This window comes from Verrucomicrobiia bacterium (assembly GCA_035495615.1).
Lineage (GTDB): Bacteria > Omnitrophota > Omnitrophia > Omnitrophales > Aquincolibacteriaceae > DATJFP01.
In genome coordinates, this window is the sequence record DATJFP010000092.1 from 71148 (window position 1) to 85220 (window position 14073).

1 protein-coding gene (cut by both window edges) is annotated in these 14073 nt (G+C 65.8%); it reads right to left on the bottom strand.

All 14073 nt of this window come from inside a single coding sequence — locus VL688_11955, hypothetical protein, on the bottom strand. Of the gene's 47664 coding nucleotides, 13908 precede the window and 19683 follow it; the stretch shown corresponds to coding positions 13909-27981 — codons 4637 (complete) to 9327 (complete); the first complete codon in reading order (the gene reads right to left) occupies window positions 14071-14073. The start codon and the stop codon both lie outside this window.

Consider the following 14073-nt stretch of genomic DNA (forward strand, 5'->3'; position numbering starts at 1 on the left):
CAGGCCTTCGGCGAGGAGTCCGAGTTCCGTCGTGCTCATGTTCATGACCGCCGCGGCCACCGAGGCCATGCTGCCGATCACACCGAGCCAGCCGTTCAGGACCGCCGCGGCTTCGCCGAGTCCGGCGAGCTTGCCGGCAAATTCCTGGATGCCGGCCTGCGCGTTCATGAGCGCGATCCACTGGCCGGCGAAGTTCGTGCGGCCCTGCGCGTCCAGCGCTTCGGACAGGCGCGCCACGGCAAACGCGCGGAGTTCCGTGCCCAGGTTCTGCGCCCAGGCGGCAAATTGTTCGAGTTCGGCCAGGCGCGCCATCTTTTCCTGATGTGAAAGCTGCGTCTGCGCCATGATGCCCGCGATCAGATTGCGGATCTGCGACGCGAATCCCGCGGCAAAGCCGTCGAACTGCGCCTGCACGGCCGCCACGCGGGCCGCGGCTTCGCGGGCTTCGATGCGCGCCTGCAGCTGCGCGGCGCTGATGCCGAGCGCCGTGAAGATCGCGAGCGCGTCTTTGGCCTCGGCGAGGTTCGCGAGGAATTCGGCCTGCAGCGAGGCGTCGAGCGCCTGGAACCGCAGGAGGGCCCGCACGACTTCGCGGACCGTACCTTCTGCATCGGTCTGCTGCGAGGCAATGACCAGCGCGCCGAGGAAGGCTTCGAGGATGTTCGGCGCAAGGCCCGCGAGGAAGTTCAGGAGCCGCGCGCGCACGCGCATGTCCGCGGGCGCGAGCACCGCGGCCGCCTGCTGGGCGAACTGCTGCGCTTCGGCGCGGCGGGCCTCGCTCACGCGCGCCGTGAAATTGTTGGAAGCTTCCGTGAGGGCCGCTTGGGCCGCCTGGAGATTGGCCTGCTCGGCGGCACGGGCCGCGGCATCGGCGCGCATCTGCGCGAACCGGTTTTCGCGGGCTTCGAACGCGGCTTCCAAAGCCTGTTCAGCCTTGGCCACTCGGTCGGCACGCTGGCTGCGCGCCGCGGCGAGATCGTCCACATTCTTCTGCGCGGCCGCCAGATCGATCTGGTTCTGGGCTTCGGCCTTGGCCTTTTGTTCCGCGAGCGTGCGGCCTTCGGCCTGAAGGCGGGACGTTTCCGCGTTGAAGGCGCTTATCGACATCTCGCCGCTCTGGAACTGCTGCTGGCGTTCGGTTTGCTGGGCCGGCGTAAGATTGGCGGGATTTTGCGCCTCAAGCGCGGCCTGATTGGCGGCGATCTGCTTGTCGAGGGTTTCCATCTGCGTCTGCTGCTGCGCCTTGAGGTCGGCCAGCTGCTGCTGCGCCGTGGCATAAGCCTTGTCGAGCGTCAGCGCTTCGAGCTCCGAACGCATGCTGCTCAGCTGGCGGTTCAGGTCGCGCATCTCGTCCATGTTGGCCATGACGTAGGCGTAATCCGAACCCTTCTGCACGAGTTCCGCTTCGAGCGCCGGGATCGAGGCCTGAAGTTCCGCGATGCGCTCATCGGCCTTCTTCACCTGCTCCTGCGCCTTGGCGATCTCTTCACGCAGGGTGCGCAGGTTTTCGGTTTCCGCGACCGCGGTTTCCAGGGCGGCTTCGCCGCTCTCGCCCACTTCGGTCGACACGCGGAGCGCGACGGCCAGGAGCCGCAGGTCGACAGCCGCAAACTGCATGACGCGCGCCATCAAGGTTTCGTTCGCCGCGGCAACCGCAAGCCAGCCGTCCAGGACCGTACGGAGATTCACATTCATGCCGCGCAGAAGCGCCGCGAACTGGTTCAGTTCCTGCACCTTGGCCGCGAGCGCGTCCCAGGTGCCAAGGTTCAGCGCGATCGTGATCTGCGCGAGGAAGAAGCTCTGCAGGCCGGCGCTGAGAGCCGAGAGCTGCTGAGCGAGCTTGGCCAGCGATTCCAGACGCGCCATCTTTTCCGTGTGGCTGAGCGCGCCGGTGAGGAACGTGCTGATCAGCGTGCCGACAAGCGTCTGCACCGCGCTGCCGAACGGAGCGAACTGATCGAGGACGGCCTGGGCGCGGGCGTCGGCCTGACGCTGGTCGATGCGCGCCTGGAGCTCCGCCTCGGTCATGGCGAGGGCCTGCTGGATCAGGGCTTCGTTGTCGCCGGCGGCCATGAGCATCGCGAGGAGTTCCGTCTGGAGCGCGGCGTCCGTGATGGCCAGGAAGCGGTTGATCTGGCCGATCATGCCGAACGGCACGCCGTTTTCGGCGGCGATCCGGAGCGCGATCAGGAAGCCTTCGAGCACGTTCACGTCGAGATTCGCAAGGAAGTTGAGGGCCGCGACGCGCGTATTCAGCGGCACGTCCATGTTCCGCAGGATGTCGGCCAGGCGCCGCGCTTCGTCCTTGCGCGCCGCCTTCGCCACGACGGCATCCGCGGCCGCGCTCACGCGGGCCGTTTCCTGGGCGCGCCGTTCCTGTTCCTCGACGCGGGCCTGATATTCCGCCTGCATGGCCGCGAACCGCTGCGCGCGGGCTTCGTAAGCGGCATCGACCGCATCGGAAGCATTCTGAGCCCGGGTCGCGAGCGTGGCGCGCGCGGCCTGCAGCCCGGCAAGCGTTTGCTCTTCGGCCTGGATTGCATTTCCAAGACGGTTCTGTTCGGAAGCTCTCTGCTGCTGCAGCGCATTTAATTCGCCCTGGATCCGGGAGGTCTCAAGGTTGTAAGCCAGCACGCCTTCGCTCTGGATCAGAGCCTGGCGTTCCTGCTGCTCTTCGAGGGTAAGGTTCGTGTTCAGACGCGCGTCCAGCTCCGCCTGCTTGCCCGCGATCTCGTTGTCCAGAAGAGTCAACGTGGACGTAAGCGTCACGTGCAGGTCATCCAGCCGCGCCTGGGAATCGGCGATGGCATTGTCGAGTGTCAGCGCTTCGAGTTCCGCACGCTGGCTGCGCAGCTGGCGGTTCAGGTCGCGCATTTCTTCCATGTTGCCCATGACGTACGCGTAATCCGCGGACTTCTGCGCGATCTCGGCTTCGAGCGCCGGAATCGAGGCGCGAAGCTCGGTGATGCGCGCTTCATGACGATCGGCAACCGCCTGCGCGGCCGCCTGCTGGCGCTCGAGGCCGCGGATCTCGGCGATATTGCGCATTTCGCGGGCCACGACTGCCGCTCCCGTGTCGCCGGTGAGTTCCGCGACCTGCAGGGCCTCGGCAAGAAGCTCGAGGTCGGCCGCGCTCATGTTCATGACGCGCGCGGCAATACCGCTGTTGGAGCCGATCACGTTCAGCCATCCGGCCAGCACGATCATCGCGCCCACGCTGACGCGCTGCAGCGTCCCGAAGAAATTCTGGAGCTGGGCCTGCTTCACGGCGAGAGCGTTCCACTGCAGCTGGGCGTTTCCGGCAAACTGGGTAAGAGCCAGTGTCAGCTGCGCGATGACGAAGGAATCCACGCCCGCGAGGCCGTGCGCGTAGTTGGCGATCTGGCCGGCAAGCTGTTCGAGGAACGCGAGGCGGCTCATGCGTTCCTGCGGCGTCAGGGTTCCGTCCGCGAGCAGGCCTTGGATGAGCGCGTTCACCGCGGACGCGAGTCCCGCGTCCAGCGGGGCGAACTGCGCCGCGACCTGGATGGCGCGGTTATTGGCTTCGCGGGCATCGATCCTCATCTGCACCGCGGCAGCCGAGGTGTTCAGCACCGCGAGAATCTGCGCGGCGGTTCCGGCCGCGTTCAGCATGGCGATGAATTCCGCCTGCTGCGCCGGGGTCATGGCATTGAAGCGCTGGATGGCCTTCGAAATCGAAATCAGGTCCGTGACCGCCGACGTCGACTGCGCGGCATTAATGAGCGCGGTGAGGAAGGCTTCGAGCGCCCGGCCTTCGAGAGCGGCAAAGCGGTTCAGGAGTCCGACGCGGCGCGCCGCGGGAATGTTCAGCGCGGACACGGCATCGACCAGTTTCTGGGCGTCGGCGCGGCGGGCCTCACTGACTTTCGCGAGCACGCGCTGGCCGGCTTCGGCAACGGCCTGCTTGTCTGAGGCCTGCTTCTGGGCTTCGGCCCTCATCTGGGCAAAGCGGGCCTGGCGCGCGATGAGCGCATCATTCACTTCTTTGGCCGCTTCCACGACACGCGTTCCGGGCATGGCGCGCGCCGCTTCGCGGGCGTCAATCTCCTGCTGCGCGGCCTGGATGTCGGCGTCAAACTTCGCGGCTTCCTGCGCCCTCTGGTCCGCAAGCGTGCGGCCTTCGGCCTGCAGGCGGGAGGTTTCCGCGTTGAATTCGCTCATCGTCATCTGGCCGCTCATGAACTGCTGCTGGCGTTCGAGCTTCTCGGCTTCGGTCATATTCACGCCCAGGTGCGCGTCGAGCGCTGTCTTGTTGGCCGCGATCTGCTTGTCGAGTTCTTCAAGCCGGACGGGTTGGCGCGCCTGGAGGTCGGTCAGTTTCGCCTGCGCGGCCTGGAGGCCCTCGGCCTGCGTCCGCTGTTCCAGTTCCGACTTCATGCTGGCAAGCTGGCGGTTCAAGTCGCGCATCTCTTCCATGTTCCCCATCACGTAGGCGTAATCGGAAGACTTCTGCGCGATCTCGGCTTCCAGCGCGGGAATGCCTTTCTTCAGCTCCGCGATGCGCTCACGGTTTTCGAGGGCCTTGGCCTGCGCGTCCTTGAACTTCGCCTGCAGGCGGTTGATGTTTTCGACGTCGGCAAGCTCGCGTTCCACGGCGGCCGCGCCGGTCGCGCCGGTTTCGCTCGCCACGATCAGGCCGTTGGCAAGCATCCGAAGGCCGGATTCATTCAGCGCGAGAACGCGCGCCACAAGGCCGGCATCTTCGGCAATCGTCCCGAACCAGTTGTTGAGCGTGTTCTGCTGTTCGTCGCTCAGCGCGAGGAAGGCGGCGTTGAAGGCCCTTCTCTCGGTCCGGCCCGCGCGGAGGTTCGCTCCCATGTCGGCCGAGCCCGTGGCCGCGCCCGCCATGAGGATGGCGGCGATCATAAAGGTGCGCAGGCCCGAGTCCATGCTGTTCAGCGAATTGGCGAGCCGCTGCAGTTCCGCCAGACGCGCGGTCATTTCCGCGAACGTGAGGCCGCTGTTGATCGTCTGCATGACCGCGCCGGAAATCATGGCCTGGAGGGCGGTGCCGAAGGCCGCGAAGTTTTCGACGACCGCGTTGCCCCGTTCTTCGGCGGCGCGGCGTTCGTTCATGGCGATGAGCTGGGCTTCGGTCGTTTCCAGCGCCTGCTGGAGCGAAGCCGCGTCGGTCGCCGCCGCGAGCAGCGCCGCGTACTGGGCCTGCAGCGCGCGCGTGCTGAAGTTCTGATAACGGAAGACATGGCCGAGGACGGCCGTCAGGCTGCCGTTCTCCGCGCCCGTGACGAGCGCCGCGAGGAAGAGGTTGAGCGAACCCGAATCCATGGCCGCGAGATCATGCAGCATTTCGACCTGCGCGTCGGCATCCAGGCCGAACCGGCCGACCGCGTCCACGAGTTTCTGGCCGAGTTCCTTGTCCCCGAGCCGGTCGAGCAGGCGTCCCTGCGCGCCCTTCACGCGGGCTTCGTTTTCGGCCTTCAGCTGTTCGGCGGCCTTGCGGCTGGCATGATCGGCCTGCTGCTGCGCGAGGCGGCTCTGGCGCGCATCCAGCGCGGCCTGCACTTCCGCGGAGCGCTGCGCCGCGGCCGGCGTCTTCGAGAGGTTCGTGCGTTCGGCTTCGAGATTCGCGAGATGGGCCGTCAGCGCGGCGATTTCGCCGTTCAGGCGGATTTCTTCGGAAGCGCGCTGGCTTCTCAGGCTGTCGAGCTGCGCCTGGAGCCGCGACGTTTCCGCGTTGAAGTCCAACAGGCTCACGCCGCCGCTCATGAACGCCTGCTGGCGCTCCTGTTTTTCGGCTTCGGTCAGGTTCGTGCCCAGGTGCAGCGCGAGCGCCTGCTCGGCGGCCGCGATCTGGTCGTCGAGATCGAGGAGGACCGCCCGCGTGGCGGAGCCAAGCTGCGCGAGCCGGGCCGTGGACTGGCTGATCGCGGTGTCGAGCGTGAGCCATTCGCGTTCGGCCCGCGCGGAGCTGAGCTGGCTGCGGAGGCTGCGCATCTCGTCCATGTTGGCCATCACGTAAGCGTAATCCGCGGACTTCTGCGCGATTTCCTGTTCGAGGCCCGCGATCTGCGCGTCGAGTTCGAGAACGCGCGCGGCGTGCTGGTCGACCGCCGCCTGCGCGGCCGCGTGCCTGTCCTGGGCCGCACGGATCGCGAAAACTTCGTCCAATTCAAGGCGGGCCGCGGCGGCATTCTGATTTTCCGTGCCCTGCTGCACGGCGAGGCCGTCGGCGAGCATCGCGAGGTGCTGCGTGCCTAGCGTCATCAGACCGTTCATGAGCGCCGCGTCGCCGGTGAAGACCTGCGCCCAGCTTTCGAGAGCCGCGGTCTGCGCCGCGCTGAGGCCGCTCACGGCCTGCACGAACTGAGCGACTTCGCCCTGCGCCGCGCCAAGCGCGTACCACTTCGTATTGGCGCTGGCTGCTCCTTCGAGAGCGCCGGCAAGGCGGGCCATGGCCATTTCGCGGATGCCCTGGCTCATGCGGGAGAGGCTCGAGGCAAGTTTCGCGAGCATTTCCAGCTGCGCCTGCTTTTCCGTGTGCGTGAGGTTGTTGTTTCCGGCGATGCCGGCGATGAGGCCCTGCATCTGCGCGGCGAGATTTCCGCCGAGCGCGCCGAACGCGTTCAGGACTTCACCCGCGCGCTGATCCACGGCGCGCTGGTCGATGCGGGCCTGCAGCGCATCGGGCGCGAGGCCCAGCGCCTGGTCGGCCTGCTCCGTCGCGAGGCTTTCGGAGACATGCGCCATGTTCATTTCCTGTCCGAGGGCCGCAAGCTCGGCCGCGATTTGAGCTGTCGTCTTGCCCGTCAAATCTTCGGCGGTCTTCGCAGCCGGGGCCGCCGGAGTCTCGGCCGTTTCCGCCTTCTTGGCTTCTTCCGCCTTCTTCTCCGCTTCTTTGACTTCGCTGCGCGGCGCGCTTTGCTGAGCGGCCTGGTTCTCGAGCGCGAGGACCAGCCTCAGGCTGCGCGCCAGGACAAGCCCGCCGGCCGCGGCAACAATACCGAGGATGGGCGCGCCGATCGCGAACGGAATGCCGAGTCCGATGAAGAGCGGCAGGCCGGCGACCATGAGGCCCGCGCCCGCCACCATGCCGGTCACTCCCGCGGCCCAGTTGCCGAAGAGTTTCGCAACGAAGCGTCCGAAAGCCGAGCTCGGTTCCGCGCGTCCGGGTCCGAGGATCGAATTCGCGGCCAGCTGCGTCATCGGCGCATTGGCCTGGTCTTCCGTGAGCTTCGTGGGCAGGCCGGCCGACTTCGCGAAGCGTTCGTTTTGCGCGCCCTGCATGACCTTGAATCCGTAAGCAAGCACCGCCAAACCACCAAGCACGCCGAGCAAGGCGCCGGACACGCCGAGAACAGCCGCGCCCGCCAGCAGAAGCGGCGAACCCAGAATGGCCGTAAGGCCGAGACCCATCACCACTTTGCCCGCGGCTTCCCCGCCGAAGATCACGGCCATCGCACGGACCAGGAAAATCGGAGAAGCATAGAACAGCCGCAGCGCAGCGCCGCCGTCTTCGCCGAACTTCCAATCCACAAGTTTGCCGAACAACGTCGTAGGCGCCAGCAGATTTTCTCCCTGCAGCGCGTTGCCGATCCGGAAGCGGAGGCCGATCTTGATGCCCTGCGCCGGATTGACGAGCGGCACGCCGTCGAGACCCTGGCGTCTGGCCATGACCGCGGCGTGGAACCGCGCGTTGCGTGCCATCATCCACAGGCCGCCGAGAATGACCGGCAGGGCCGCGAGGAACGTGAGGCCGGTGAGCGACACGGCCGCGATCATGCCCGCGCCGGTCAGGAATCCGAGAATCGCGGTCATGCGGTTGCCCAGCAGGCTGCCGAAGAATTGTCCGAGGAACGTCGTGGGCGTCGCCGACTGGCCGCCGAAGAGCAAGTTCGTCAGGCGCGTCGTCAGCACGCCGCCTTCGGTCAGAGCGGGAGCCGCCGCGGCCGCGGCCTTGCGGGCTTCGACCTGCGGAGCCGCGGATTTCCGGTCTTCGACCTTCACTCCGGCCGCGAGGAGCTTGCCTTTCAGGTCGTTCATTTCCGAAACGATTTTCTGGAACCGGCGGTTGAGCGAGTTCACGGTGCGGCTTTCTTCCGCGCTGAGCGCGCGGCCTTCGGCCTTGGCCTGATCCTGGATGGCCGTGATCTTGGCCGCGAGGCGGTCGGCCTGGGAATTCAACGCGTGATAAACCGCCGTACGGGTCTCGTTCTCCTGCTTCTGCTGCCGCAGTGTTTCAAGCTGCGAGCGCTTGGCATCGAGCTTCGCCATGTCGGCCAGCAGCGTTTGCGCTTCCTGGCCCGTGACTTCGACGCCGTTGCGGAAGACGCTCTGCGACCCATCGGCGTTGACGAGGAGCATGACGTCTTCGAGCATCTTTTCGAGATCCGCGATTTCCTGGGTCACCGATTCGATCGTGACCGGCGCCGTGACTTTCCCGGTGAGGACATTGAGTTCGTGTTCCGCGGCCAGGCGCTGCTGCTTGGCGGTATTCAGGTCGGTCTGCGCCTTGGTCAGTTCCGCGCGGGCCGTGGCCACGTCCGTGAGTTCCTGGGACAGGTCCGCGGTGGGCGCGACCTGCTTCGCGCCTTCGAGCCGCTTCAGGGCCGCGGCCAGCTTGTCCTTAGCCTCGGTCGCCTTCTGCTGGGCCTCGGCTTCCGCCGCCGCGGCCGCGTCGAGCTTCTGCTGGGCCGCATCGATCTTTGCCTGCGCCGTCGCCGGGGCCGTGGTGCTCGTGGCCGCCGCCGTCGTAGACGCGCTCGCCGGCGCCGTCGTGCCCGGAGCCGCGGCGGTCGGCGTCGATGTCGACGTCGACGCGGCTCCCGGAGTCGTGGGCGTGGACGTCGCGGTGGACGCGGCGGCTTCCGCGGCCTGCGCCTGCTGGACCGCGGACTGCAGGGCCGCAAAGCGTCCGGCCACCTTCTGGACGTTCGGATCCGAAGCAAAGGCGTTGAGCTGCGGCATCTGTCCCTGCGCCTCGGCCATCAATCTCGCGGCTTCCGCCGTATTGCCGAGCGCCAGCTGTTCTTCCGCGGCGCGGATCGTATCGAACGCGTTGGTCAGGGCCGCCGCATTCACCGTGGCGCCCGCGTTTCCGTGTTCGCTGATGACGGCGAGGACGCCCGTGTCGGTAATCGCAAAGTTGTTCGCATTCGCCTGCGCCCAGTTCGGCAGGCCGAGGGCCGCGAGGGCCTGCGCCTTCGCCGCCTGATGGGCCGCGTCGGAGCTGAGGAGCAGCTGGCTGGCCACAAAGGTCGTGGCCTGGCCGTTCGTGAGAACCGCCTGCACGGCGGCCATCAGTTTGGAAGAGTCGCCGAGCGCCGCGGCGCGCGTGGCGTCGTTCAGGATGTCCGCGTCGAGCGTCACGCCAAGGGCCGCGAGCTTCTGCACGCCTTCGGGCGTGGAGAGAAGCGCCAGGATGATGCTGCCGAGCGCGCCGAGGCTGCCCGAACGGTTGGCGGCCGCTTCCTGCTGCTGCAGGTTCAGGAGGACACCGAGGAACGGGGCCGTCAGGGCGTCGTTGTGCACCATGCCGCCCTGCACCTGGGCGCGGCTGGCGGTCGCGAGCAGGAGCTGCGTCAGGGCATTAAAGGCATCGGCCACGCCGGTATTGCCGTTCTGCATCTGGCCGGCCAGGTTGACGAAAGCCTGCAGCGTGGCCAGGTCGATGTCCATGTCGCCGGTCGCGGCATTGCGCTGGCCGACGATGCCGTTCACGCCGCCGAGATTGATGACCATGCCTTCGCTGGCGATGAATTCGAGCGCCGAACGGACCGCGTCGGCATAACCCGCGGGCGCCTGGCCCGAGGCTTCGAGCGCCTGGGCGCTCTTGACGGCCTGGTCGATCACGGCCGAGCCGAGGAGCAGTTTCGCCGAATTCTGGACCGTGGCCTTGCCTTCGATGATGTCCGCGACGCGGTTGAAGAAATCAGCGGCAAAGGCGTTGCCCGCTGCCGCAGCCGCCGCGGCCTTGGACCGGAAATCCCCGGCCGTGGCGCTGGCATTCGGCGTCAGCGTGGACGACGCGATATCAATGTTGTCTTCGGCGCGGAGCTGGTTCTGAACCACGAAAGCGTCCGCAGCCTGAGCGGCGGTCTGCGTCCCCGTGCCCTGGGCCGCCTGAGCCGCGCGTTCGGCTTCACCCGTCAATTCCGAACGCGCCTGCTGGGCCTGGCTGGAACCGGCCGGAGCCGACCAGCCGCAGAACGAGCATTCCATTTGGAGAGCTTCAAGCGCCTGAGCCAGGGCTTCGTTGCCCGCCGCACGCGCCGCGTCCGCGGCCTTGAAGAGAGCCGTATTGAACTGGCGGGCTGCCGCCTGGTCATTGCTTTGGGCGACCTGCTCGCGGGTCATGCCCGGGACGAGCTGATTGGCTTGTTCGGTGGCCGCGGCAGCCGTGGCTTCGTCCACGCTGACGCTGCCGCCCGCAAACTTGTACGCCGATTCCGCGAGATCGCTGGCATTCAGAGTGACGCCTGTCTGCGCCGCGGCCTGCTGCGCCGCTTGCGTGGACGCGCCCGCCTGGGCCGCCGACTGTTCGACCTGTTCGCCGACGTAGCTGGCGAAGGCCGAGTGGAGTTCTGCGGACTGGCCTTCGGTGAACCCGGCGAGCTTCGTTGTAAGCGTGCTTCTTTCCTCCGACGTCATGCCGGCGGCGGCGGCCTTGAGAGCGGCAAACGATTCGAAGCCGAGCGAATTCGCAGCGGCTTCGGCAAGTCCGGACACCTGCGACTGGATCTCGCGCGCATGATCCATGATCAACCTGGATTCGGTTTCGACCGGCGTCGACAGGCGGACCGTGTGCGAGAAGAAGGTTTTGGACTCCTGCTGGCCCTGCAGGGTCACTGACAGGTAATTCTGCACGGCGCCCAGGAAGTCCGGCGCGCTGATGTTCGTGCCCGCGATCTGGGTCTCGCCCACGACCTGGACTTTGCCCAGCGTTTCCGGATCGAGCTGATTTCGGACGGCTTCGAAGACATCGCGGGTCACGAAGACGGCCTCGACGTCGGCCGGCACCCGCTCCGGGAACCCAAGCGCGACCAGGTGGTTGGATGCCCCCGCGCGCTTAAGGTCGTCGACGCTCTGGCTGGTGCTCGCAAGAACAAGAATCGCGTTTCTCAGGCGCTGGGTCAGGATCGCATCCGCGTTCTGTCCGAGCGCCGCGCGCTCAACCTTGAAGGAGGTGAAATGACGCTCCGCCGCGATATCCTCGGGCGAACGGCCTTCCATGCCGCGCACCAGTTTGGAAGCCAGGCTCTTCATGTCATGCTGGAACGACTCTTGGCTCATTTCTCCGGCGCCTTCGAATTCGCCGAATATCGCTTCGACCTCTGCGTTATAGGTTGCGCCGAAAGCGGCCGCGATCGCATCGGCGCTCTCGTTCACGGCGATGTTCTGCTGCTTAAGGGCATTGGCGCTCAGCATTCCCTGGGCGACCACGGAAGAAATTTTCCCCATGGCTTCGTCGGCCCAGGCATTCAAGGCGGCAGCCGAGACATGGCCCGACAGCGCCTCATAGCGGACTTGATCGATGACGCTCTGGATATGCCCCGCGACATTACGCAGCACGTGCTTTTCTTGCTGGTCGGTCGTCGAGCGGCTGATTTCCGCCAGCACCCCGATCATTTTCCCGCCGTTCTGGATCATGTTGGTGAGATTCGCAATTGTGCCTTCGATGTCGGCATTCTGCGCCGCCGTCAGATTCAGGGCCTGAGCAACGTCGTTGCCCTTAATATCCGTGCCTCCGTCGTACTTATTGGCCGTATACGGCGTCACGCTCATCTGATGCTCCACTTCGGCCTTGAATGTCTCGGTGTTGACACCTGCGACAAGCGCGCAGCTGGAGCATTTGATCTCGGACGCGAGGTTGTAGTACGCATCAGCGAGCGCCGTGTTCCCTTCGGCCTTGGCCTGGCGTGCCAGGTTGATCAGGGCTTCGCGGACTTCGTTCTTGGCCGCGGCATCGGTGAACGATTCGGCCGTGACCGCCGCATAGCCGCCGTGCGCGGCTGCGGCCTTGTCCGCGCGCGCCATGGCCTGGGCATCGAGGGCCTTCTGGGCCTGGCCGGTAATCATCGTCACACCAAAGCCGAAGTTCTTCATTTTAGTCGCATCGAAATCCATGGCCTTGGCAAAACCCTGGAGGGCCGCGACCTGGCTTAGGATGAGACCCGGATTGTTTTGCATTTCGGGCGAGCTCCGGAGGGACATCATGAATTGCCACGTATTATCGAAGAGTTTGAACCGCAGGCCCGTGGCCGCAATAGCCGCCCGGAAGGCCTCGGCCCCGCCTTCGCCCGTAAAGGACATCAGATAAATATTCAGGAGAGTCTGGAAATGCTTGTTCTGTTCTACGGAATTCTTGGCCGATTCAAAGCCGCGCACCGCGTCTCCGACGGTCTGGTTAAGAGCTGCCTGGTTTTGCTGCTGCCTCGAGGCGGCGATTTGCTGCAGGAAGGCGTCACTATTAAAGGAAGCGCCGAAAACCGCGCTGAGGGCGCTTGCGATCGCGGCATCCGTCACGCCGCCGATCATGCTAAGGCTTCCGCCGTCCAGCATGTGCTCGAGGATGATCGAAGCGACCGTTTGAGCATCAAGGCCGAAGGCCTGTCCGGCCTGAGCGACAGAGGAAACATCATGGCCCTGTTCCAAATAACGGGCAAGCGCCTGACTGAGCTGCAAGGTCAGGTGGGCTTCGTCGGCGCCGGCCGCGCGAAGGGCTTTCGCGTCCCTTGCGATTTTATAAGTCTGGGCATAAACATTCGATCCGAGGCTGCCGCCGCGGATAAATTGACTGATGGTCTGGTTAAAGGCGTTCAGTTCGACCTGGAGAGGGGTCATGGGCGCTTCTTCATTCAGCAATTTCGCGCCCACGGCCTGCGCGGCGTTCTCGACCATGTCTTGCTCGAGATTCGAAAAGACGGCCCCGACGGCTTCCGCCAGGAGCGTGTAAGTCCGGCGCAGGTTCGGATCCGCTTCGGCCGCGCCGGCGCCATTGATGATCCTGAGCGCGGCGGCCGCGGTCTCCCTCAGCTGATCGATCGACATCTTCTGGGTGAGATCCTGGTTTTGCCGGCCCGTCAGCGCGAGGCGCTGCATGATCATGTCAAGGCTGTGTCTCGCCAGCGCCCGATCGTTGATGTTTTGACCGGCAAGATTCGCCTGGACTTCCTGAGTGACGGCCGCGACCGTTTCCCGCAATTGCAGGCCGAAAGCATCCTGAGCTTCCTGGGATTCCTGCGCGTTCGCCGAAGCGAGGCCGGCCACCGAGCAGCTCGAGCACTTGCTGTTGATGATCTCGCCGAGCGCCAGAATCGCGGCCTGCTCCGCCTCGCTCTTGCTTTCGAAATTTTCATAGAGCGCCGTCAGGATCCTGCGTTTCTGGCTGTCTTCCATGCCCTCGGTTACGGCCTGAGCCATGGCGTCGAACGAGTCGAAGCCGAATTGCGCGGCAACGCCCGCGGCATGCTGCGCGACCGTGCTTTCGGCCTGCATCGACGCGACCGTGCGGCCCATCTTGTCGGCGGCGTCGATCTGGCGTCCGCTGACCACGGCTTCGCCGGCTTTATTATAGGAGCTGTACGTGATGCCCGGCGTGAGTTCGGCCGGGCCTTCGGAGGTGATGAGCTGGCCATGGGCGGCAAGAGCGCCCAGCATGTTCTGGCGCGCCGCGGCCTGCTGGTCGTCGCTGTAGTAGAGCATGACGTTGGAGACCACGATCATGTCGGCCGTGCCGCCGCTGAGCGCGCCGACCTTGCTCAGCTCGAAGTTATCCACCTGGTGGAACTCGACGCGGACGCCTTCGCCGAAATTCTGCTGCGCCGCATTGGTGTTGGCCTGGTCCACGTAGCGCTGCGTGTTGTCGATGCCGATGACGAGGATGTTGGTGAAGCCCGCGTCCTTCAGCGCGTTGACCAGTTCCATCGTGGTCGGGGCGCCTCCCTTGCCCAGGCCCACGTCCACGACCGTCACCTGGTCGTTCATGCCGAGGCCCTGCGCCGCGCGGTTCTGGATCATATTCTGGATGGCCTCCTGATGAAGCGGCGCGAGGCGGTCCCCCCAAGTCGTTCCCTTGGTCGATTTGTTGATGTC